General features: G+C 64.0%; 20 protein-coding genes, 1 tRNA gene and 1 pseudogene. 13 read left to right on the plus strand and 9 right to left on the minus strand.

Annotated features, from left to right (window positions below; all coding sequences use genetic code 11):
- Window positions 1-201: 201 nt before the first annotated feature.
- From OQZ28_RS13065 to OQZ28_RS13075, 3 genes are all read right to left on the minus strand, one after another.
- Entirely contained in the window at window positions 202-816 is a 615-nt protein-coding gene (locus OQZ28_RS13065) for a peroxiredoxin (protein ID WP_458136380.1), read from the minus strand.
- A 34-nt stretch (window positions 817-850) separates the two neighbouring features.
- Window positions 851-1984 (minus strand): lytic transglycosylase domain-containing protein, encoded by a 1134-nt coding sequence (locus OQZ28_RS13070; protein WP_130731391.1) that lies wholly within the window; start codon window positions 1982-1984, stop codon window positions 851-853.
- Between the two features lie 163 nt (window positions 1985-2147).
- Window positions 2148-2981 (minus strand): aldo/keto reductase, encoded by an 834-nt coding sequence (locus tag OQZ28_RS13075; protein WP_458136381.1) that lies wholly within the window; start codon window positions 2979-2981, stop codon window positions 2148-2150.
- A gap of 187 nt (window positions 2982-3168) precedes the next feature.
- Here OQZ28_RS13075 and OQZ28_RS13080 point away from each other — a divergent pair, with 187 nt between their 5' ends.
- The 4 genes from OQZ28_RS13080 to OQZ28_RS13095 all read left to right on the plus strand — a co-directional run bounded on the left by OQZ28_RS13080 (window position 3169) and on the right by OQZ28_RS13095 (window position 7207).
- Window positions 3169-4194: a dipeptidase gene (locus OQZ28_RS13080; protein ID WP_130731389.1), complete on the plus strand. Its 1026-nt coding sequence runs from the start codon at window positions 3169-3171 to the stop codon at window positions 4192-4194.
- Between the two features lie 79 nt (window positions 4195-4273).
- The gene (gene ahcY, locus OQZ28_RS13085; RefSeq protein WP_458136382.1) at window positions 4274-5572 is read left to right on the plus strand and encodes an adenosylhomocysteinase; all 1299 of its coding nucleotides are present in this window, start codon (window positions 4274-4276) and stop codon (window positions 5570-5572) included.
- Between the two features lie 65 nt (window positions 5573-5637).
- Complete coding sequence (locus OQZ28_RS13090; RefSeq protein WP_458136383.1) at window positions 5638-6030, plus strand: DUF3597 domain-containing protein; 393 nt, start codon at window positions 5638-5640, stop codon at window positions 6028-6030.
- 97 nt (window positions 6031-6127) lie between these two features.
- Window positions 6128-7207, plus strand: coding sequence for a transporter (locus tag OQZ28_RS13095; protein ID WP_458136384.1), 1080 nt, complete (start codon window positions 6128-6130; stop codon window positions 7205-7207).
- Window positions 7208-7221: 14 nt separating this feature from the next.
- On the opposite strand, the gene OQZ28_RS13100 is transcribed toward OQZ28_RS13095, so the two are convergent.
- Together OQZ28_RS13100 and OQZ28_RS13105 are read right to left on the minus strand one after the other, a co-directional pair.
- Window positions 7222-7446 carry a hypothetical protein gene (locus tag OQZ28_RS13100; protein WP_458136385.1) on the minus strand — a complete coding sequence of 75 codons (225 nt, stop codon included), beginning with the start codon at window positions 7444-7446 and terminating at the stop codon, window positions 7222-7224.
- Window positions 7447-7573: 127 nt separating this feature from the next.
- A tRNA-Gly gene (locus tag OQZ28_RS13105) sits at window positions 7574-7648 on the minus strand.
- A gap of 214 nt (window positions 7649-7862) precedes the next feature.
- Here OQZ28_RS13105 and OQZ28_RS13110 point away from each other — a divergent pair.
- From OQZ28_RS13110 to OQZ28_RS13120, 3 genes are read left to right on the plus strand one after another with little or no spacing between them, the layout of a single operon-like run.
- On the plus strand, window positions 7863-8831 hold the full coding sequence (locus OQZ28_RS13110) for a tetratricopeptide repeat protein (protein ID WP_458136397.1): 969 nt from the start codon (window positions 7863-7865) through the stop codon (window positions 8829-8831).
- Complete coding sequence (locus tag OQZ28_RS13115) at window positions 8828-9598, plus strand: LON peptidase substrate-binding domain-containing protein (RefSeq protein ID WP_458136386.1); 771 nt, start codon at window positions 8828-8830, stop codon at window positions 9596-9598. The genes OQZ28_RS13110 and OQZ28_RS13115 overlap by 4 nt, the downstream gene beginning before the upstream one ends.
- A gap of 36 nt (window positions 9599-9634) precedes the next feature.
- Window positions 9635-9829: a Trm112 family protein gene (locus OQZ28_RS13120; RefSeq protein WP_061273711.1), complete on the plus strand. Its 195-nt coding sequence runs from the start codon at window positions 9635-9637 to the stop codon at window positions 9827-9829.
- Window positions 9830-9888: 59 nt separating this feature from the next.
- Here OQZ28_RS13120 and panC read toward each other — a convergent pair whose 3' ends face one another.
- On the minus strand, window positions 9889-10746 hold the full coding sequence (gene panC / locus OQZ28_RS13125; protein WP_458136387.1) for a pantoate--beta-alanine ligase: 858 nt from the start codon (window positions 10744-10746) through the stop codon (window positions 9889-9891).
- Between the two features lie 175 nt (window positions 10747-10921).
- On the opposite strand from panC, the gene OQZ28_RS13130 reads away from it, so the two are divergent.
- The 5 genes from OQZ28_RS13130 to OQZ28_RS13150 all read left to right on the plus strand — a co-directional run bounded on the left by OQZ28_RS13130 (window position 10922) and on the right by OQZ28_RS13150 (window position 15875).
- Window positions 10922-11071 carry a hypothetical protein gene (locus OQZ28_RS13130; RefSeq protein ID WP_019087433.1) on the plus strand — a complete coding sequence of 50 codons (150 nt, stop codon included), beginning with the start codon at window positions 10922-10924 and terminating at the stop codon, window positions 11069-11071.
- 81 nt (window positions 11072-11152) lie between these two features.
- Complete coding sequence (gene cysG / locus OQZ28_RS13135) at window positions 11153-12550, plus strand: siroheme synthase CysG (RefSeq protein WP_458136388.1); 1398 nt, start codon at window positions 11153-11155, stop codon at window positions 12548-12550.
- Between the two features lie 98 nt (window positions 12551-12648).
- Window positions 12649-14718: an FUSC family protein gene (locus OQZ28_RS13140; protein WP_458136389.1), complete on the plus strand. Its 2070-nt coding sequence runs from the start codon at window positions 12649-12651 to the stop codon at window positions 14716-14718.
- On the plus strand, window positions 14718-14912 hold the full coding sequence (locus tag OQZ28_RS13145) for a DUF1656 domain-containing protein (RefSeq protein ID WP_458136390.1): 195 nt from the start codon (window positions 14718-14720) through the stop codon (window positions 14910-14912). The genes OQZ28_RS13140 and OQZ28_RS13145 overlap by 1 nt, the downstream gene beginning before the upstream one ends.
- A gap of 12 nt (window positions 14913-14924) precedes the next feature.
- On the plus strand, window positions 14925-15875 hold the full coding sequence (locus tag OQZ28_RS13150; protein ID WP_458136391.1) for an efflux RND transporter periplasmic adaptor subunit: 951 nt from the start codon (window positions 14925-14927) through the stop codon (window positions 15873-15875).
- A gap of 227 nt (window positions 15876-16102) precedes the next feature.
- Here OQZ28_RS13150 and OQZ28_RS13155 read toward each other — a convergent pair whose 3' ends face one another.
- Window positions 16103-16330 carry a hypothetical protein gene (locus OQZ28_RS13155; RefSeq protein WP_130731380.1) on the minus strand — a complete coding sequence of 76 codons (228 nt, stop codon included), beginning with the start codon at window positions 16328-16330 and terminating at the stop codon, window positions 16103-16105.
- 171 nt (window positions 16331-16501) lie between these two features.
- On the opposite strand from OQZ28_RS13155, the gene OQZ28_RS13160 reads away from it, so the two are divergent.
- The gene (locus OQZ28_RS13160) at window positions 16502-17041 is read left to right on the plus strand and encodes a hypothetical protein (RefSeq protein WP_458136392.1); all 540 of its coding nucleotides are present in this window, start codon (window positions 16502-16504) and stop codon (window positions 17039-17041) included.
- Between the two features lie 242 nt (window positions 17042-17283).
- Here the strand turns inward: OQZ28_RS13160 and OQZ28_RS13165 are convergent, their stop codons facing one another.
- Complete coding sequence (locus tag OQZ28_RS13165) at window positions 17284-19704, minus strand: TonB-dependent receptor (RefSeq protein ID WP_458136393.1); 2421 nt, start codon at window positions 19702-19704, stop codon at window positions 17284-17286.
- A 246-nt stretch (window positions 19705-19950) separates the two neighbouring features.
- A pseudogene (locus tag OQZ28_RS13170) lies at window positions 19951-20886 on the minus strand (M1 family aminopeptidase); the annotation flags it as partial.
- Between the last annotated feature and the right edge of the window lie 122 nt (window positions 20887-21008).

The following is a 21008-nucleotide window of genomic DNA, read 5'->3' on the forward strand; positions in this document are numbered from 1 at the left end:
CACCGGCTTCCCCCCGCTGCGGGGTGAGCGGGCAGTCAATACCGCGCGGGCGTGCCAAGTCAATGTCGGGGCGCGCACGCACGCCAGCCGCCGCCAGCACCCCGAAGGGCCGGCAGGAGGCGATTTCAGGAACCGTTTTTTGCCAGAAACCCGAAACAACGCCGCCTTTTTGCAAAAAGACGGCACCCGGAAACTTGTGGCCTACCGGGCCGCGGGCAGCGACACCCTGGTGGCCTGGCCCTGCGCGGCCTTCCACTGCCTGAGCGCCTCAAGCGTCCTGCCCACGTGGCCCGAAGGCGAAAGCGCGCTGTAGGCATAGATCACCTTGCCATCGGGCGCGATGACATAGGAGGTGCGACTTGCGCGGTTGAGCAGCGGCAGGCGGCTGTCATACTTGCGCGCGATCTCGCCATGCGGATCGGCCGCCACGGCAAAGCGGCCATGGCCCTCACTGACCGAAAAACGGTCCAGCGTTGGCATGTCATCGGTGGAAACGCCAATGACCGTGGCGCCGAGGGCCTTGTACTGGTCCATGGCATCGGCGAAGTCATGCGCTTCTATGGTGCAGCCACGGGTGAAGGCGGCGGGGTAGAAATACAGCACCACCGGCCCCTGCCTGAGCGCATCAGCCAGGCGGAAGCTGAACTCGCTGCCATTGCGCGTGGCCTGGGCATCGAACAGCGGCGCCTCGCTGCCCACCGGCAGGGCGGCCCACGCGGGCGAGAAGCAGATGAACCCGGCAAAGGCCAGGAGGCCGACAAGCGGCAGGCACAGCCCCGGCAATGCCCCGCGCGGACGCCTGTAAAAATACCTCATGTTTCCTCACACCGCGTTACACAGGCCGATGCCATCATGTGGCAGGCGGCACGACCTGGCAGCCTGAACCGCCAAGCCTCTGGCACAACTGCTGGGCCGCATCGTGCGAAAGGCCGGTCAGCCTTGCACGATAGACATGACCATGCCCCGATGCAACGCTTGCGACCTGCGTGCGCACGCCGCTGAGCGCAACCTTGGCCCGCGCCTGTCCCGCCGCGTGCTCCGCCTGCCCTGCCGAGCCATAGGCACCCACCTGCACGCTCCAGCCATGCCCGCTGGCCATGCTGATCACGCCGGGGTGCTCGCCTGCGGCCGACATCGGGGCCATGCCATCCTGCGCGCGGGCACGCCAGGCCGCCCGCACGGCGGAGGCCTCGGGCGAGGGCGCTTCGGGTGCTGCACCCTTGGCTACGGAGGCCAGCAGCTGCCGCCCCCGGCTGCGGCTGCCCCGGCTGTTCTGGGCGGCCTGCGCACGGGCCAGGGCGCGCGCCTCGATCAGCAGGTCGGCCTGCGAGCGGTTGACGGGCGAACTCCCCGCGATGCGCGGCCCGATGGCGGCCACGTAGTCGCGCGTTTCCTTGGGGAGGGTGTGATAGTGATCGACAAAATCATCCAGCCGCCCCGGCCCGCTATTATAGGCGGCCAGGAAGCCGGGCGAGCCGTAGATGTCATACATCCCGCGGATATAGGCGGTGCCCGCCGTGATGTTGTCATGCGGCTCGAAGGCGTCGGGGCCAAGATTGTAGCGCGCGCGCATCTCATCATAGGTGGGCGGCATGAGCTGCATCAGCCCCATCGCGCCGGGCAGCGAGGTCACGAACTGCCCGTTACGGTAAAGCTGGCCACCCGACTCGCGCTGCATCACCTCGCGTATCCATACCGCGGGCACGTCAAAGCGCTGCGAGGCCTCGGTAATGTAGGGGCCCCACGGGTCATCGGGCGGGCCGGGCGGGGTGTAATTGGTATGGGCACGGGCGCGATAGGACTCGGCCTCGTGAATCATCTGCTCTTCGCTCATGTTGCCCGCGCCATTATGGGCGCAGGCGGCGAGCGCGCCCGCAAGCCCCAGCGCCAGCCAGCGCAAAAGGCGGCGGGGCGAAGGGTTGAATGGCCAGCCAACCCGGTTGCCCGCTTCACCGGATGCTGCGTATGCCTGCGCTACTGCCATGTCGTGCCGTGATCCTGCTCATGCCCGCGCACCCATGAGGGACGTGCCGACATGGCCCGCCCGGCAGGGAACGGGCGCCGCACCATAACAGCGTGGTTCCGGCTTGTGCAATCCTGCCCCGCAGCCCCCGCCTCCGGGCAGCGGCAGGGCAGGAACGGCGCGGTTATTCCTCGATATAGGTGGCCGGGTCGCCGCCGGTGCGGTGGGCCGGGGAATCGAGGGTAGCGAGGTCGCGCATGTCCTCATCGGTCAGCTGGAAATCGAACACGCGCAGGTTGGCGCGCATGCGCTCGGGGTGCGCACTTTTGGGAATGGGCACCGAGCCCGTCTGCACCACCCAGCGCAGCATGACCTGCGCGGGCGTACGGCCATGGCGCTCGGCCACGCGGGCCAGCATGGGGTCCTTGAGGATCGCGCCGCGCCCCAGCGGGCTCCAGGCCTGCGTGAGGATGCCCAGCTTGCCATCGACTTCACGCTGTGCGGCCTGGGCGAAATCGACATGCATCTCGATCTGGTTGACGGCCGGCGTCACCCCGGTTTCATCCACAAGGCGCTGTAGGTGCTCGGGCAGGAAGTTGGAGACACCGATGGAGCGCACCCGCCCTTCTTTTTGCAGGCGGATCATCGCCTTCCAGCTCTCCACGTACAGATCCTTGCTCGGCAGCGGCCAGTGGATGAGGTACATATCGACATAGCTCATCTTGAGCCGCTCGAGGCTGGCCTCGAACGCGCGCAGCGTGCTGTCAAAGCCCTGCTCGGCCCCGCGCAGCTTGGTGGTGACAAAGATGTCTTCACGCCCCACATCAAAGCTGAGCAGGCCGGTGCCTACCCCACTTTCGTTGCCGTAGCGCGCTGCCGTGTCGAACAGGCGGTAGCCTGCGGTAAGCGCCTCGCGCACGGCAGCCTCGGCCTGTGGGTTGTCGAGAGGGTAGGTGCCAAACCCGATCGCGGGGATCTTGCGTCCGTCATTGAGGGTCAGCAGGGGGATGGTGGTCATGGTCGTTCCTTCGCCTGGCGCCCCGGCGTGCATGGTGCCCCGGCGCAAGGGCGGCAGGGTGGCGACCAGGCCGGGGCAGGACGTGTCGCCGTCTGTTACCCTAACGACATCACGCGGCTTTTGTTTTATGCCCAGTTTTCAGGACTGGGCTGCATGTGGTTCATTATCAGCACCAGACGAGGACCGAATGACCGATACATCCGCCGACCTGCACCACACGATCCTGACCCTCGATACCCATGTCGACATTCCGTGGCCCGACCGGGGCGACTTCGCCACAGGCGCACCCTCGCGGCGGGTGGATCTGCCGCGCATGCGCGCAGGCGGGCTGCGGGCGGCCTGCCTCGTGGCCTATGTGGGCCAGGGCGCATGCGATGCGGCCGGGCATGCAGCGGCCTCGGCACGCGCGCTGGCCATGCTGCGCGTGATCAACGATGCGGGCCGGATCGAGGGCGTGCGCGTGTGCGATACGGCGGCAGGCGTGCGCGCGGCATATGAAGCCGGTGACATCGCCATCGTGCCCGCCGTGGAGAACGGCTACGCGATGGGCGACAACCTCTCGCTGATCGGGCAGTTCCGCGCCCTGGGCGCGCGCTACATGACACTGACCCATAACGGCCATAACGCCCTGGCCGATTCGGCGCGCCCCATGCACCACCTCAACGACCCCGAAAGCCTGCATGGCGGCCTGTCGGCGCTGGGGCGGGCCGCGATTGCGGAAATGAACCGCACCGGCATGCTCATCGATGTGTCACACACCGCGCGCGACACCATGATGCAGGCGGTCGAACTCTCGCGCGCGCCGGTCTTTGCCAGCCATTCGTGCGTGCGGGCCCTGTGCGATCACCCCCGCAACCTCGATGATGGCCAGCTTGATGCGCTGCGCGCGTGTGGCGGCGTGATCCACATCACCGCCATGGACGCCTTCCTGCGCCCGCGCGACGTGCGCGACATCCGCTCCGTCACGGTGGCGGATTTCGTGGACCATATCGATTACGCCGTGCAGCGAATCGGCATCAAGCATGTCGGCATCTCATCGGATTTCGATGGCGGCGGCGGCATTCGCGGCTGGGCCGATGCCTCCGAATCAGGCAATCTCACGGCCGAACTCCTGCGCCGGGGCTATGACCACGCCCAGATCGCAGCCCTGTGGGGCGAAAACTTCCTGCGCCTGCTCGACCAGGCCGATGCGGTCGCCCGCACGATCGCGTGAACGCAAATCCCGCCCGCTCTGGATCAGTCGCGCCCAAACGGGTATATCCTGTGCCGAATTAACGAATACAGGATAAAACATGACCACCAGCACCGACTACAAGGTCAAGGACATCTCGCTCGCCGAGTGGGGCCGCAAGGAAATCTCGATCGCTGAAGGCGAAATGCCGGGCCTGATGGCGCTGCGCGCGGAACATGGTGAAGAGAAGCCGCTCAAGGGCGCGCGGATCGCAGGCTGCCTGCACATGACGATCCAGACCGCCGTGCTGATCGAGACCCTGACCGCGCTTGGCGCCGAGGTGCGCTGGTCGTCGTGCAACATCTTCTCGACCCAGGACCAGGCCGCCGCCGCCATCGCCGCGACCGGCGTGCCCGTGTTCGCCTGGAAGGGCCTGACGGAAGACGAGTTCAACTGGTGCATCGAGCAGACCATCCATGGGCCCGATGGCTGGACGCCCAACATGATCCTCGATGATGGCGGCGACCTGACCGTCATGATGCACGACAAGTATCCCGAACTGCTCGAGAACGTGCGCGGCCTGTCGGAGGAGACCACCACCGGCGTGCACCGTCTGTGGGAGATGGAAAAGAAGGGCACGCTGAAGGTTCCGGCCATCAACGTCAATGACAGCGTGACCAAGTCGAAGTTCGACAACCTGTACGGCTGCCGCGAAAGCCTGGTTGACGCCATCCGCCGTGGCACGGACGTGATGATGGCGGGCAAGGTGGCCGTGGTGGCCGGTTATGGCGACGTGGGCAAGGGTTCCGCCGCATCGCTGCGCAACGCGGGCTGCCGCGTGCTGGTGACCGAGGTCGACCCCATCTGCGCGCTGCAGGCCGCGATGGAAGGCTACGAGGTCGTGACGATGGAAGAGGCGGCGCCGCGCGGCGACATCTTCGTCACCGCCACGGGCAATATCGACATCATCACCATCGAGCACATGCGCGAGATGAAGCACCGCGCCATCGTGTGCAACATCGGGCATTTCGATTCCGAGATCCAGATCAATGCCCTGCGCAACTACACGTGGGACAACATCAAGCCGCAGGTCGATGAGGTCGTCTTCCCCGACGGCAAGCGCCTGATCGTGCTCTCCGAAGGGCGGCTGGTGAACCTTGGCAACGCCACGGGCCACCCCTCGTTCGTGATGTCCGCGTCGTTCACCAACCAGACGCTGGCGCAGCTCGAACTGTGGCAGGCGCCCAAGGGCCATTACAAGAACAAGGTCTACACCCTGCCCAAGCATCTTGATGAAAAGGTGGCCTTCCTGCACCTGGCCAAGGTCGGGGCCCACCTGTCGCGCATGACGGACGAGCAGGCGAAATACATTGACGTGCCGGTCAACGGTCCGTTCAAGAACAAGGACTACCGCTACTGAGGCCAGCCACGCGGCCTGAAAGGCCCGGTGCCCGCCGGGCCCATTTGATGGAGTTGAAAGATACCATGAGCATTTTCGGTACGATCCTGTCCAAGATTTTTGGCAGCCACACCGCTGCCGCCGCAACCCCGGCGGCCACCGCCACTGCGGCCGCTCCTGCTGCAGCAACACCCGCAGCAGCCCCCGCGGCCCCGGCCCAGCCGGTTGACGTGGATGCCGTGCTGAGCGCGCTGGCCGCCAAGAACCCCGAGAAGCTGAACTGGCAGACCTCGATCGTTGACCTGATGAAGCTGCTCGGGCTGGACAGCTCGCTTGCCGCGCGCAAGGAACTGGCCACCGAGCTGCATTACAGCGGTGACATGAACGATTCCGCTTCCATGAATGTCTGGCTGATCAAGCAGGTCATGCAGAAGCTGGCGGAAAATGGCGGCAAGGTTTCCCCTGACCTGATGAAATAAGGCGCGGTTGCATGAAGCGGGCGGACGCGTGGCCTGTGGCCGCCGCCCGCCCGTTTTCATGTCAGCCCACCCGGACACGACAGCCGCAGCAGGCGGCATGATGGAGGGACAAGCGATGGAAACCGTTCCCGACTTTCCCGTAGCCGACGCCGCCATGCCGATGGAGGGCAGGCCGCCCGCCACGTCCATCTCGAACGGGCTGGTCTGGGCCATTGGCTGCCAGTCCGGCCACCGCCCCGTGCGGCTCAATGATGACCAGATCACGCGGGCGCTTGAAGGCGGCTCGCCCACCACCCCCGATTCATGGGTCTGGCTGCATTACGATATCGTCCACACCGCCAGCCGCGCCCATATCCAGGCCATACCCTGCCTGCCGGAGGAAGTGCGCCTTGCCCTTGGCAGCACCGACCGCGGCACCAATGTCGAGGCGGAAGGCGACATCGTGTACGGCGCCCTGCCCGGCTTTGATGATGCCATGTCGGAGGATGACAAGAACCTCTCCGCCTGGCGCTTTGCCGTGCTGCCCGACCTGCTCATCACCACCCGCCGCCAGCCGGTGCCTGCGCTTGGCGTGGTGTACCGCGCGCTGCAACGCCATGAATCCTTTGATTCCCCCGCCGAGGTCGTGGACCACACGCTGCTGGAATTCGCCGATACCGTGCGGCGCAACATCGCCATGCTCGATGACCAGCTCGACCGCGCCGAGGACCTGCTGCTGACACTGGACCAGCACACCGATTTCGGGCGCATCAGCGGGCTGATCGGGCGCGTGCGCCGCCGCTCGACCGAATTGCGGCGTGTGATCTCGCCGGTGGACCGCATCTTCCACAACGAGGACCTGGAACTGCCCGAATGGGCGGAAGATGACATACGCGACCGTTCGCAGCGCCAGATCCACGCGGCCCTCGATGACCTTCTGGCGCTACAGGACCGCGCGCGCTCGCTGCAGGATGAACTGGCATCAGGCCAGGCGGAAGAAACCAACCGCCGCCTTTACACCGTCTCCATCGTGACCACGCTCATGCTGCCCGCCACCTTCGTGACCGGCTTCTTTGGCATGAACACCGGCGGCATGTTCCTGGCCTCGGGCGGCATGGGCACGGTGGAAGCAGGCGGCATCTGCTTCATCTTCATGATGATTACGTGGTTCCTGCTCAAGGTCATGAAGCTGCTCTAGCCCTGCACCCGGCTTCAGCCTGCCGTATCCTCCTCGCCATCATGCTGCGGCAGGGTGAGCGGATCAGGCAGGTCGGTGGGAACGGGTTCGGGGCGGGGCGGTTTCTTTGCATCCGGGTCTGGCCGGGCCTCGGGCGGCGAACTAACGCCGGGCGCGGGATAGCGCGCGCCTTCGCCATCGCCGGGGCCTGATTTTTCGGGGTCATCATGCGTCATGGCCTGATCCTTCCCATCATCCATCACCGCGCCAACGCCTGTAGCTCCAGCGGGTTGCCCCGCGAGGCAGGACGGCAGACAGGAAAACGCCCTGAAACGACGAAAGCCACCTTGCGGTGGCTTTCTCGTATCCAACTGATTTTTTACAATCTGGAGCGGGCGATGGGATTCGAACCCACGACCCCAACCTTGGCAAGGTTGTGCTCTACCCCTGAGCTACGCCCGCGCTCCGTGTCGGTGAAGCGGGTTTTACGGTAAACCCGTGGGGGCCGCAAGGGGGAAAAATGCATTTTCTGAAGTTTTTTTTCATCCCTCCACAAGGCGGTTGCGACACTCGCGGGGAATGCCAATCTATTGCACAAGAATGAAAACCGGCAGGACGGGCCATGCGCAAGCGACCCGCCCATGCCTGCCGCCAGACCGACAGGATATGCGACCATATGGACTACATCATCGGCCAGACCCCCCGCCCTGCCAGTGCAGGCCCCGCAGGCGCTGCTGCATCTGGCGGCGGCCCCGACCCGGTCATGGACGGCACGCAGAACACCTTCATGCGCGACGTGGTGGAAGCCAGCCGCGACATGCCGGTGCTGGTCGATTTCTGGGCCACGTGGTGCAACCCGTGCAAGCAGCTCACCCCGGTGCTGGAAAAAGTGGTGCGCGCGGCGCGCGGGCGCGTGCGGCTGGTCAAGATTGATGTCGATGCCAACCGCGCGCTGGTGCAGCAGCTTGGCCAGATCGGCCTGCCGGTGCAGTCGATCCCGCTCGTGGCCGTGTTCTGGCAGGGCCAGATCCTGGACATGATGCAGGGCACCAAGCCCGAGAGCGAAGTGCGGCGCTTTGTCGAGAACGCCCTCAAGGCCGCGGGCGGCGGCGTCCTGCCCGCAGCCGAGCTGATCGAGGCCGCCCGGATGGACATGGCCGAAGGCCGCGCGGAAGCGGCGGCGGGCCTGTTCTCGCAGGTGCTCGAGATCGAGCCCGAAAACCCCGCCGCCTGGGGTGGGCTGGCCCGCGCGCTGATCGAGATGGGCGATGAGGAAGGGGCCGAGACGGCGCTTGCCGACGCGCCCGCCGCCATTGCCAGCCATGCCGAGATAACGGGCGCGCGCGCCGCGCTCGAACTCAAGCGCGAAGGCCGCAAGGCTGCGGAGGAAGCCGAGGAAATCCGTGCCCGTATTGCCGCCAACCCGAAGGATTACGCCGCCCGATTCGAGCTGTCCGCGGCGCTGAATGCCGCGGGCAAGCGCGCGGAAGCCGCCGATGAGCTGCTGACCATCATGAAGGAGGACCGGCAGTGGAATGATGATGCCGCCCGCCTGCAGCTCATCCGCCTGTTCGAGGCATGGGGCCAGACCGACCCCGACACCGTGGCCGCGCGGCGGCGCATGTCCTCGCTGCTGTTTTCGTGACGCGGCATGACGAAAGCGGGGTGGTCGTCATTCATGATGACATCCCGCGCCGCATCCCGCTGGTGAGCGAAATGACGCTGGCGGACTTCCCCGCCGAGCTGGGGCTGTTCCCGCTTGATGAGGCCCTGCTGCTGCCCCACGGGCGGCTGCCGCTCAATGTGTTCGAGCCGCGCTACATCGCGCTGGTGGAGGACGCGCTGGCCGGCAACCGGCTGATCGGCATGATCCAGCCCCGCCTGCTCGATGGCATGGATGATACCCCGCTTGATGAGGAGGCTGATGACCCCGGCATGGATGATGGCTACAGCCACACCCCGCCGCTGTACTCCATTGGCTGCGTGGGCCGCATCACCGCCATGACCGAACGCGCGGACGGTACCTACGCCATCACGCTGACCGGCATCGCGCGCTTCCGCCTGCTGCGCGAGACGGGGCTGCGGCGTGGCTACCGGGTGGCGCGGGTCGATACCTCGTCCTTCGTGTCCGACCTGACCGATGTGGAGGACAACATCCCGTTCGACCGCGAGGGGCTGCTCAACGCGCTGCATGACTTCTGCGAGGCGCAGGGCGTCAGCACCCAGTGGGACGCGCTGCACCAGATGGATGACGCAGCGCTACTGGTCACCCTGCCCATGATCTGCCCCTTTGGCACGGCGCCGCGCCAGAAAATGCTCGAGGCCCCCACGCCTGCCGACCGCGCGCGCATCCTGCGCGATCTGCTGGAAGGGTCTGGACAGGAACCCGATGAGGGTGCATCCCCCGCATAACCATTACCCACCGCAACCTGCATGGAACCCGCCACCATGACCGAAAAGCCCCTCGCGCCGCCCCTCGACCCCCGGCTGCTGTCCATCCTCGTCTGCCCCGTGACCAAGGGGCCGCTGGTCTATGACCGCGAGGCGGGCGAACTGATCAGCAAGCGCGCCGGGCTGGCTTTTCCCGTGCGCGACGGCATTCCCATCATGCTGCCCGATGAAGCCCGCAGACTGGATGCCTGAATAGAATGAAAGTTCCTGGTGAAGCTTTTTTGAAAAAAGGCGGCACCCAGAAACTTTATTCAGCCTGCTACCGGGGGCACGGCCATGCCGTCTATCAGCCGCACATCGCCCAGCCATGCGGCCGCCAGCACGCGCGCGGGCGTGCCCGGCGGGCAGGTGACCAGCGGTTGCAGGCTCTCTGCATGGCGCAGTTCCACATAATCCACCGGGCCAAAACCTGCAGCACGCACCTGCTGCGCTACGCGCTCCAGCGCCGGGGCCACGGGCGCGCCGGTGGCGATCTCGTCCGCGCAGGCCGCAAGGGCGCGGGGCAGCGCAACCGCCGCCTGCCGCTGCGCTGCGGTCAGCCGCCGGTTGCGTGAGGAGAGCGCCAGCCCGTCCGCCTCGCGCAGGGTGGGGCAGGAGATGATCTCGATGGGCAGGTCGAGATCGGTCACCATGCGGCGCACGACCTGCACCTGCTGGAAATCCTTCTCGCCAAAAAAGGCGCACTCGGCCAGCGTCTGCATGAACAGCTTGCACACGACGGTGGCCACGCCATCAAAATGACCGGGGCGGGCGCCACCGCACAGCCCCTCCGACACGCCCGATACACTGATGCGCGTGGCGAAGCCGGGCGGGTACATCTGCGCCACGGTGGGCGCATACAACAGGTCCACCCCGGCCTCGGCCAGCAGCCGCCCATCCTCCGCAAGCGTGCGGGGGTAGGTTGCCAGATCATCGGCGTTGTCGAACTGGATGGGGTTGACGAAAACCGTGGCAATCACCCGGTCCGCCTGCGCGCGCGCGGCCTGCACCAGCGAAAGATGGCCCTCATGCAGCGCCCCCATGGTCGGCACCACGCCCACGCGCGCGCCTGCCTTTTTCCATGCACGGACATGCTGGCGCAGTTCGGCCACGGTGCTTACGGTTTCCATCAGCGGCAATCCCCCTGTTCGTGCCCCGGCATGCCACGTGGCCGGGCCTGTGCGGCTTACCATCTTTTTGCCGTGGCAGGCGAGAGGCAGGGCGCATGCACATCCCTTCACGCGGGGCGTGGTGATGGCGGGGCTTTTCTGCTAGGCTGGGGGCTGCGTCGTGCAGGAGGTTTTTTTGGCCCGTTTTCTTCCCGTTCTTGGCATCTGTGCCATCGTGCTGTCACTGGCCGCCTGTGCCACCAACACGCCGGGATCGGTCAAGGACCGCTCGACATGGGCACGCTGGGGCTATGCCGAAGGGGTGAAGAACGTCGCCTCCCACTAAACCCATCCCACGCCGCCCGGCACGGACCAGACACGCCTCCCCAGTTGACAGGATGCCGGCACGCCCGGTGATTTCAAGCGCATGACCAATATTTCCGAACCCGCATGGTTTCCCATCGCGCTGCGGCTGGACGGTGTCCGGGTGCTGGTGGTGGGGGGCGGCATGATCGCCGCCAACAAGGTGCGCCTCCTGCTTGCCCACCGCGCCCGGGTTGAGGTGATCGCAGGCCGCCTCGATGCCGAGATGCAGCGTTGGGAAGATGAGGGCAGCATCACCCGCATCGCTTCCACGGCGGATGAGGCAACGCTGCGCGCCGCCATGCCCGGCTGCCGGCTGGTCTATGCCGCGACCGATGACCGTGATGTCAACCGTGCGGCCGCCGCGATTGCGCGCGGCATGAACATTCCCGTCTGCGCGGTTGATGACCCGCAGCCTTCCACCTTCATCACGCCTGCCCAGATCCATCGCGGGCTGGTGCGCATTGCCATTTCCACCGGGGGTGCCGCCCCCGTTCTGGCGCGCCGCCTGCGCGAGCTGGTGGAAAGCACCATACCTGAGGGCACGGGCGCGCTGGCCGTGTTCATGCAGCAGCAGCGCGAGCATGTGGGCACCGCCTGCCCCGATATTTCGCGGCGCAGGCAGGTATGGGAAACCTTTCTTGATGGCGCGGGCGCGCAGGCCGCCCGCAATGGCGATGCCACCCGCGCGCGCGCGGTGCTTGATGACATCATCGCCACCACCGCCACGCGCGGCGAGGTCTGGCTGGTGGGCGCGGGCCCCGGTGACCCGGACCTGCTCACGCTGCGCGCCCTGCACCTGATGCAGAATGCCGATTGCGTGCTGTATGACCAGCTTCTCTCCCCCGCCCTGCTCGACCGCGTGCGCCGCGATGCGGAGCTGGTGTTCGTGGGCAAGCGGCGCAACAACCACACCATGCCGCAGGAAGAGATCAACGCCGAGCTGATCCGCCGCGCGCAGGCGGGCCAGCGCGTGCTGCGGCTCAAGGGCGGCGACCCGTTCGTGTTTGGCCGTGGCGGGGAGGAAATCGAGGCGCTGCTTGAATCTGCCATTCCCTTCCAGGTGGTGCCGGGCATTACGGCGGCCAATGGCTGTGCTGCCTATGCAGGCATTCCCCTCACCCACCGCGACTGCGCACAGGCCTGCCTGTTCGTGACCGGCCATGCCCGCGCCGACGGCACGCTGCACCTGCCATGGGACAGCATGGCCCGCCCCGGCCAGACGGTGGTGATCTACATGGGTGTCTCCGCCCTGCCTGCCCTGTGCGCGAAACTGGTCGAGCACGGCCTGCCGCCCCAGTGGCCCGCCGCCATTATCGAGCGCGGCACGCGGGCCGACCAGCGCGTACTGACCGGCACGCTGGGCGACCTGCCCGCGCAAGCCGCCGAAGCAGGCGTGGCCAGCCCCGCGCTGATCATCGTGGGCGAAGTGGTGCGCCACCGGGTAATCTCGCCTGCATGAAACCTGCCGCAGGGCAGGACGCCGTACATCATTTGTTATGAATTTGCTGCAACTTCCATTGTATGGAATGCCAAGACCACCGAACGGTCAGGGAGGCCATGTCCGACACAGCGGCAGCAAACGCAGGGCAGCGCCTGCGCGACATGGCACGTCTCTATTTCCCCTGGGCTGACAGGCTGCCTGCGGGGTGGCTGGGCTTCAGCCTGCGCACGTGGTGCTCGCTCGTCATCGGGCTGGCCACGGCGTTCTGGGTCCAGATCGACAATCCACTCCTGGTGGGCGTGACCGTGATGATCCTGGCGCAGCCGCTGCGCGGGCAGGCGCTCTCCAAGGCATTTTACCGCATTATCGGCACGGTGGTAGGCATGGGCGTGTCCATCGTGCTGGTGGCGGTGTGGAACCAGCAGCGCGGGCCGTTTCTGGGCGGGGTTGCGCTGTGGCTGGCGGCGTGTGCGTTCGTGGGGTCGCTCGAGCGTGACTTCCGCTCCTATGGCGCGCTGCTGTCGGGCTATACGGTGGCACTCGTGGCGGTCAACTGCATCGACACGCCGCAGAATGTGTTCAGCATTGCCGTATCACGCGCCTCGGCCATCACCATTGGGGTGTTCGCGGTGGCGGTGGTCAATATCCTCTCCGGCTCACCCGAGGCCACGCGCGGCCTGGCCAACGGGCTGAAGCAGCTCACCCGCCCCATCAGCGAGACTGCGCGCGCGGCCCTGCAACACCTGTATGACAGGGGCGCACAGGCCGACATCAAGCTGGCCGGGGGCATTCTGGCGCTGACCACGCGCCTGTCCTACGCCCGCACGGAATTCGAGCGTGGCGGCATGCGGGCCAACGGGGCGCGGCTGGCCATGGTGTCCATGCTGACGGTGCTCGACTGCGCGCGCGGCCTTGGCCGCCACACAGGCCACGGCAACATCGACCCCGCTGTTGAGGAGGCCATTGCCCGCATCGCACGCCAGACCGACCTGCGGCTGGACCAGGCGGGGTTTACGCTGCGCATCCTTCAGGCCATCCGCGAAGCGCTTCCCGGCCATGTGCCCAATGCCGATGAAGCCTTCGCCATCGAGCGCGCGGCCCGCATGCTCACCGCGCGCGTGCGGCTGCATGCAGGCCAGCAGATGCTGGTAGACGGCACCGGCAGCGCAGCCGACAGCAAGACCATTGCCATCGCAACACAGCCCAACATCCTGCTTGCCTTCATCGGGGCGCTGCGGGTGCTGGTGGGCTTCTCGTTCGCGGCGGCAGTATGCGTGATCACCGGCCTGCCGGGTGCAACCGTGGCCCTGGCCCAGACCGCGCTGACCCTGACGCTGGCGGCCACCAATGTCGATACGGCCCGCTTTGGCATGGGGGCGGTGATCGGCATTCCGTGCAGCGTGCTGGCGGCGGCGGCGCTGAACTTCTTCGTGCTGCTGCACGGGGCGGACATGCCCTTCCTCGCGCTGGCGCTCCTGCCGCAGACCTTTTTGGCCTGCTTGCTGCTCATGCGGCCGGGCACGGCTGCGATCGGGTTCAATTACGGGGTGTTCTTCTTCGCCATGCTGGGGCTGGACAACCACCAGAGCTACAACCCCACCGAATTCCTCAATCGTAACATCTTCTACCTGCTCGCCGCCCTGCTGGCCTTCATCATCCTCGTGCTGCTGTTTCCGCCATCAGCGCGCAGGCAGCGCTTCTGGATGGCATCGACCATCGTGCGCGCGCTTGAACGCCAGATGGCGGGCCGGGGCGAGGCCGATGGCCCGACCCGCCTCACCCGCGCCTATGACCGGCTGGCCCAGATGCAGTTCTGGAACGACCGCCTGCCGCCCAGCCCCAGCGGCGCCCGGCAGCTTGAAAGCTTCACCGCCTTTACCGAACTCGATGGCGCGCTGGCGCGGGCGCGGGCCTATGCCCGCCAGGCGCAAAGCCATGCCCTGCTGCGGCCCGCGGCTGAACTGGCCGCACGCGAACTGCGCCTGCACGCGCCCTGGGGCGACCTTGACGCGCGCCTGCAACACGCCTGTGCCGCCGTGCCTGCTCCCTCCCCCTACCTGCCACAACCCGAGCAGGTGGCGGCGATCAACCTGCTGGCCGGGCTGGACGGGGTACTGCACGCATGGCGCGCGGCCCAGCCCCGGCTGCGCCATTACGGCATCATCAAAATGGAAAAGGCAGGCTGATGCGGCAGGTCGTGGATGTGGAAGGCGTGCTGGTCTCGGCCTTTGTCATGAACCTCGGGCTGGCGCTGTGCACGCTGCTTGTGCTGCGGGCCGCACTCTCGTGGTTCAACCTGTGGCGCTTTGTGTGGAACCCGCCGCTGGCCCAGTTCGGCCTGCTGATCAGCCTTGTCGGCCTGTATACCCTGATGTTGTGAAAGACTGCTGACGTGTTCGCATATGCAAACCGCTTCGTACGCCTGGCCATTACCGCGACCATTCTTTGTGTCGCGGCCATCGTGGTCATCGTGCTGTGGGATTATTATACCGCCTCACCCTGGACACGGAACGGGCAGGTCCGCGCGCAGGTGGCCAATATCGCGCCGCGCATTTCGGGCCAGGTCAATGAAGTGCGCGTGCATGACAACCAGTTCGTGCACAAGGGCGACGTGCTGTACGTGATCGACCCGTTCGATTTCCGGGTGAAGGTGGATATTGCCGAGGCGGCGGTTAACGAACGCCGCGCCGACCTTGAGTTCAAGACCTCGCAATACGAACGCCGGCAGAAGATTTCCGGTGTGGCGGTATCTGGCGAGGAAAAGCAGCAGTTCGAGGCCGTGGCCCAGCAGGCGGAAGCACAATACGCCTCGGCCCTGGCCGACCTGCGGCAGGCGCGCATCGACCTTGAGCGCACCGAGGTGCGCAGTTCGCTCAACGGCTATGTAACCAACCTGACCATGCGCGCGGGCGACTATGCCAGTGCCGGGCATGTGAACATCCAGATCATCGATGCGGATTCCTACTGGGTGGACGGGTATTTCGAGGAGACGAAAATCCATTCCATCCGCGAAGGCGAACCCGTGCGGCTGGACCTGATGGGATTTCATGAACCCCTGTTCGGCCATGTGGAAAGCATTACGCGCGGCATTGCCAGCAACAACGCCGCCACCTCCATACAGGGGCTGCCCGCGGTGGACCCGGTCTATACCTGGGTGCGGCTGGCGCAGCGCATTCCCGTGCGGGTGCATATCGATAGCGTGCCGTCCGGCCTCGTGCTGGCAGCCGGCATGACGGCTACCGTTACGGTCGTGTCAGAGGCGGGGAACCGCCGCCACATGTCGGTGCGCGACGCGCTGCGCCATGTGGGCGATGACATGCAGCACCTTGCGGGGCACCGTTAGGAGCTGGTGAAATGATAAAAGTTCTTGGGTGTCGCCTTTTTTCAAAAAGGCAAAGCTTCACCAAGAACTTTTCTTCTTTTTTCATCCGTGCTGCGGGTGCGCATTTATCCCCAGATTCGGGGGAAGGATGTCCGGGCAACCCTGTGGAAAGACCTGTCAGAAACAGGGGAAAACGGGCACGTTTGTCACGAATCCTTCAAATAACAGGCACGATGGCCTGCCCGGCTTCAGCCTTCGGTTGCGCGTGAGGGCGTGGCGTAAGGGTCGGCCACCGAGGCAGCAGCAGATGCCGCCCCCAGCCTGTGGGCGCGGTAGAGCAGGCCATGGCCGAGCTTTTCAATCAGCAGGCCACGGCGCTGCAGGCGTTCATGGCTGATGGCATAACCGGTTTCGCGCACGATCTGGCCCCACACCACCTGCAACCAGCCACGCAGGGCAAGCTTCATCCGTGTCATATCGCGCACACTCCCGTTCACCGCCATGTCAGTCATTATATTCATGGCAGATAGGCTTTATGTGCATGACATTCAAGTCAACATATATGGCCTGAAAGGTTATTTTTATTTAATTCCTGTCATGACATGAGGGCTGGCCGTTACCCGGGGCACCGTCATGGCCGCCCATCCATGACAAGGATGAACCACAGCCAGTCCGCCATGGGGGATATCTTGCGCCATCTGTTCGTGTTTCTTGCCCTGCTGGGGTGGGGGTGTGCCACCGCTGCCGCCCAGACACCGGCCTCACAGGTCGTCAGCACCCTGTTTTCCGACAAGCTGACCATGATGGACCTTGGCCTGATCCGCGCCGAGCGCGCCATGCAGCACGAAATTGACAGCCTGCCCGACACCTATGACAGCGACATGGTGCCGGTGGCCGATTTCGACCCAAGGCGCAACAGCATCCTGGTGGGCATATGGTACCAGAACCATGACAGCTTCAGCCGCCCGCAATGCGACAAGCTGCTTGATACGATCCGCAAATCGTTTGGCAACCAGCCTACCACCATCATCGCCGCATGGTTCCGCCATCATGGCTATACCTCGCTGCGCGATGCGGGGCAGTTCTATACCGGGCTGCGCAACATCATCTGGCTGGTGGTAACCGATGGGGACCGGGCCTGCTCGTATTCCATGGCGACAGGGCAGACGACGGTGAACGGGTTCTAGGGCCTGCCAGACCTTGCCCGCATGGCATGCCGGTCGGCCTGCCATGTGGAAATTTTGTATCCCTCTTCGTTAAGGGACTGTTTGAAAAATTAGCTCGGAAAATATCCAGTAATCATCAGAAAGTTTTTGGTGAAGCTTTTTTTAAAGCCTCGAAGAACGCCGCCTTCTTGCAAAAGGGCTTAACGTATTGCCGCATTGGCCCCGGTGCCGTGATGCCACCGGGGCCCTGCCAGCAGGCTGGCTTAGAAGCTTGCGCCAACCGTCAGGAAGAACATGCGCGGCGCCATGGGGTAGGCCGTATACTGCCCGCTTGCCTGTGAGGTGCTGAGAGTGGACCAGGCACGGGTATTGGTCAGGTTGGTGATGTTGCCCTGCACCTTGAGCCCCTGCACATGCGGAATGCCCTTGATGGTATAACCGGCATTGATGCTGAACAGCGCATAGGACCCGACCGAAAGGTCGTTGGTATAGGTCGTGTAACGCCGGCCAATGACATCACCGATGAACTGGCCATAGAAACGGCCCCAGTTGGTGGAGGCCACGAATTTTTCGGTCCAGTCAGGCAGGCCGACAACATTCTTTCCTGCCGTATGCACCTGTGTGGTACCTGAGAAATAATCATCATTATAAACGGACTTGTTATAAGACAGCGCATTATAGAAGGAGAAATGCGGGCCAAACTGCGCCGTGAACGAGAAATCCATACCATCGGTCGAGACAGAACCGACATTGGTCAGGATGGTGGATGAACCGATAATATAGGAAACATTGCTGTTGTACGCCGATGAAGCTACGGCAAGCAGGCGGTTGGAGAAATGGACATGATAGTATTCAAGCTGCCCGCTGATATGGGTCAGCGGGCCGAGCTTGACGTTGCGGTTGGTACGCAGGCCGGTTTCATAGGTCCATGAGGTTTCGGGCTTGCCGTTTTTCTTGAAGTTCTCGAATGCCTCCTGACTGGTCATGCCCCAGGGGCTGGCATTGCCGTAGCCCGTATCCTGGAACGAACGCATGTTCTCCTGAATATTGGCAAACCACTGCTCATGCGGCGTGAAATTCCACAAGGCGCCAAAGGAAGGCAGGAACGGCCTGACCGTGGCAATCCGGCCACCGGGAATGGTTTCAGCCGTTTTGGGTGAGAGCGACCCCGGCAGGGCGGCAACCGGCAGGGTGCCGTTTGTATAGACCAGCTCGGACTTGAAGCCCGCATTCAGCATGAAGTTCTTGGTAATCTGCCAGCTATCCTGCAGGTGCGTGGTCCAGGTATTGGTATAGAAATAGTTTGTGTACTGGTGGATCAGCGGGTTCTGCTGGCGGTCATAGGGGGTTGTGGGGTTGTTGATGTCAAAGGCATACCAGCGCCGGGCCTGGGTGTTGTTGTTGCGTTCGTACCAGCCGCCAAGTTCAATATGGTGGTGGCCAACCTCATAGCGCAGGGTGGACATCAGGCCGCCGCGATTATCCCAGTATTCGGTCGTGCGCGTTGCCATGCCCGAGCCGCCAAACACGTTGGACAGGTCGCCAGAAGATGCATTGGGGTAATAGGCCCCGAAAAGGGTCGGCAGGCCGGCAGCACTGATCGGGCCGGCCACCACGCCCTCGCCCATGTCATGATGGTAGTAGATCTGGTTGGTCCAGTGCAGGTGCGCGCTGAAATCATGCGTCCATTTTGTATAGGCCAGGAAATCTTCACGCTGGGCATCGGAGTAATAATTACGGTAATTATTACCTGCGATATTGGCCGCATTCTTGTAATAGTTCACGGCTTCGTTCAGGTTGGGGTACAGGAACGGGCGCACGTACATGCTCCCGCCTGATGGCTCGACAATCCCGTCTTCATTGGGTTCCACCTTGTCGGACCAGTCAAAGAAAGTCGTGATCTTGTCGTGCGACCCGTCATGCACGAACTTGGCGTTGACCTGATTGCCACCCTGATGACCCGCAAAGTCCCATGCCCGCGCATCCTGTCGCGCCCATGAAACATAGGCCGAGTTGTTATGGCCAAAATCGCCCGTATCAACCCGGGCAAAGGTGCGGAAGGTGGACCAGCTGCCGAAGGTCTGGGAAAGCTGGCCACCGGCCTTGTGCAGCGGGTCCTGTGTCGTGAATTCCAGCGAGCCGCCAAGGTTGCTGGTCGAGGCCGTGCCAAGCGCGCCCGCACCCGTTGCAACGGTAGCGGAGCCGATGTTCTCGCTTATGGCCGCGCGCTGGGGCGAGAGACCGTTGTAATTGCCATAGGACTGGTCGCCCAGAGGCACGCCATCAAGCGTAAAGCCAAGCTGGTTCTGGTTGAAGCCGTGAATGTAAAGCGATGAATTCTGTTCGTTATTGCCCCATGGGTCAGCATTTTCAAACACGACGCCCGGCAGGATCTCGAGTGCCTTGACCGGGTTGATGCCGGGCAGGATGCGCTGCAACTGGGTGCGGTTTACGGTCTGCTCGGAGCGTGTGCGGCGGGACGTTGCCATGATCTGCTCGACATTGGCGGAAGAAGCCCGCGCATCATCCTTATGCGCTGCGGCCGCCTTTTTATACGGCGCCCGCTCAGGATTCTTCTCCCTGGAGGCAGGCTGGACCGTCTGTGCATGCGCCGTGGAGAGCGCAAGGGCAGAACAGAACAGGCCAAAGGCAACATGACCATTACGTAGTAACTTGATCGACACCTGAAGGTCTCCGCAATGAGAAGGCGGTTCACCATCTATCAGTGCGGTTACTCTTTTTAATATGAAGGTTTTATGATGGTGCGGGATTACCACACCCCTGAAACAACATTGGATTACTTGTGTGAATTTTTTATGACGTCCGACTATATCACATGAACTATACTGCCATATTCGCTATTTATTTCTTATATGCAATTATATATTGCCCCGACAACCCCTTTGTTCCCCCCGGTCCATGTCCACACGTTACGGCCTCAGGTTGCGCCGCGCCACGACCATGCCCGCGGCAACCGGTGTTATGGACGTGCTTTCATTGTTGCTGCGGTCGATATCGGGAATAACGTGGTCGGGGTCGAGACTGGCTGCGCGGACCGGCCTGCCACCGGGCAGGATCACGACAGCCTCGTTGCCTTTCGTCCATATCTCCGTAGGCAGGATGCGCCGGGTGGTCGTGCCATCGGCCCAGGTTACCTGCAACGTGACCGGCAGCGGCAGGGCCCCTTTGTTCTGCACCGTCACCCGCACCCCCTTTGCCGGGTCATTCCCGACATATTCCAGCCCCGCCAGCGCATAATCGGGTGCGGCGTTGGTGAAATACCAGCCGCGCCAGAACCATGACAGATCCTCGCCCGCGTCACTTTCTATCAAGCGGAAGAAGTCGGACGGCGTGGGGTGGCGATAGGCCCAGGCGGCAATGTAGTGGCGAAACGCCGGGTCAAAGCGTTCGGGGCCAAGGATCTGGCTGCGCAGCAGTTCCAGCCCGTACGCCGCCTTGAAATAGGGCATGGCATGCCGGTCGCCCCGGCCGGGAATGTAGGAGGGCGCCATGAGGGGCTGATAGACCGGGTCCTTGAGCACCCTGACGATATCATCAGCCGGCCTGCCGGTATCGGGTGCGTATTCGCCATCATGCTTGGGCGCGAACTCGCCGTTGTTGAAATGCAGCGAGGCCAGTGAATCGATAAATGTGTTGAAGCCCTCATCCATGAAGCCGTTGCGGCGCTCGTTGGAGCCGACAATCATGGGGAACCACGTGTGGCCGAGTTCATGAGTGGTGATCCAGAACAGCTTGGCATCGCGGTCGTGCATGCCATCAAACACGATGCCCGGATATTCCATGCCCGCGCCATGCCCGCCCACATTGATCGCAGTGGGCCATGGGTAGGGGTACCAATCGTGTGAGATGGGGTGGTTGCCGTCCTCCCCGCACGGCATCGCAATGTGCCAGAATGGTCGTTGGAAGAAACGACTGCGCGAAAGGACGGCAGATGAAGGATACAGTGATAGGCATTGATCTGGCAAAG

The organism is Komagataeibacter sp. NFXK3 (assembly GCF_054182245.1).

Bases quoted from the DNA above. Each gene is read 5' to 3' on its own strand.
- OQZ28_RS13065 (WP_458136380.1), bottom strand. From the start codon at position 816: ATGAGGTATTTTTACAGGCGTCCGCGCGGGGCATTGCCGGGGCTGTGC.
- OQZ28_RS13070 (WP_130731391.1), bottom strand. From the start codon at position 1,984: ATGGCAGTAGCGCAGGCATACGCAGCATCCGGTGAAGCGGGCAACCGG.
- OQZ28_RS13075 (WP_458136381.1), bottom strand. From the start codon at position 2,981: ATGACCACCATCCCCCTGCTGACCCTCAATGACGGACGCAAGATCCCC.
- OQZ28_RS13080 (WP_130731389.1), top strand. From the start codon at position 3,169: ATGACCGATACATCCGCCGACCTGCACCACACGATCCTGACCCTCGAT.
- ahcY (WP_458136382.1), top strand. From the start codon at position 4,274: ATGACCACCAGCACCGACTACAAGGTCAAGGACATCTCGCTCGCCGAG.
- OQZ28_RS13090 (WP_458136383.1), top strand. From the start codon at position 5,638: ATGAGCATTTTCGGTACGATCCTGTCCAAGATTTTTGGCAGCCACACC.
- OQZ28_RS13095 (WP_458136384.1), top strand. From the start codon at position 6,128: ATGATGGAGGGACAAGCGATGGAAACCGTTCCCGACTTTCCCGTAGCC.
- OQZ28_RS13100 (WP_458136385.1), bottom strand. From the start codon at position 7,446: ATGGATGATGGGAAGGATCAGGCCATGACGCATGATGACCCCGAAAAA.
- OQZ28_RS13110 (WP_458136397.1), top strand. From the start codon at position 7,863: ATGGACTACATCATCGGCCAGACCCCCCGCCCTGCCAGTGCAGGCCCC.
- OQZ28_RS13120 (WP_061273711.1), top strand. From the start codon at position 9,635: ATGACCGAAAAGCCCCTCGCGCCGCCCCTCGACCCCCGGCTGCTGTCC.
- panC (WP_458136387.1), bottom strand. From the start codon at position 10,746: ATGGAAACCGTAAGCACCGTGGCCGAACTGCGCCAGCATGTCCGTGCA.
- cysG (WP_458136388.1), top strand. From the start codon at position 11,153: ATGACCAATATTTCCGAACCCGCATGGTTTCCCATCGCGCTGCGGCTG.
- OQZ28_RS13140 (WP_458136389.1), top strand. From the start codon at position 12,649: ATGTCCGACACAGCGGCAGCAAACGCAGGGCAGCGCCTGCGCGACATG.
- OQZ28_RS13145 (WP_458136390.1), top strand. From the start codon at position 14,718: ATGCGGCAGGTCGTGGATGTGGAAGGCGTGCTGGTCTCGGCCTTTGTC.
- OQZ28_RS13155 (WP_130731380.1), bottom strand. From the start codon at position 16,330: ATGACACGGATGAAGCTTGCCCTGCGTGGCTGGTTGCAGGTGGTGTGG.
- OQZ28_RS13160 (WP_458136392.1), top strand. From the start codon at position 16,502: ATGACAAGGATGAACCACAGCCAGTCCGCCATGGGGGATATCTTGCGC.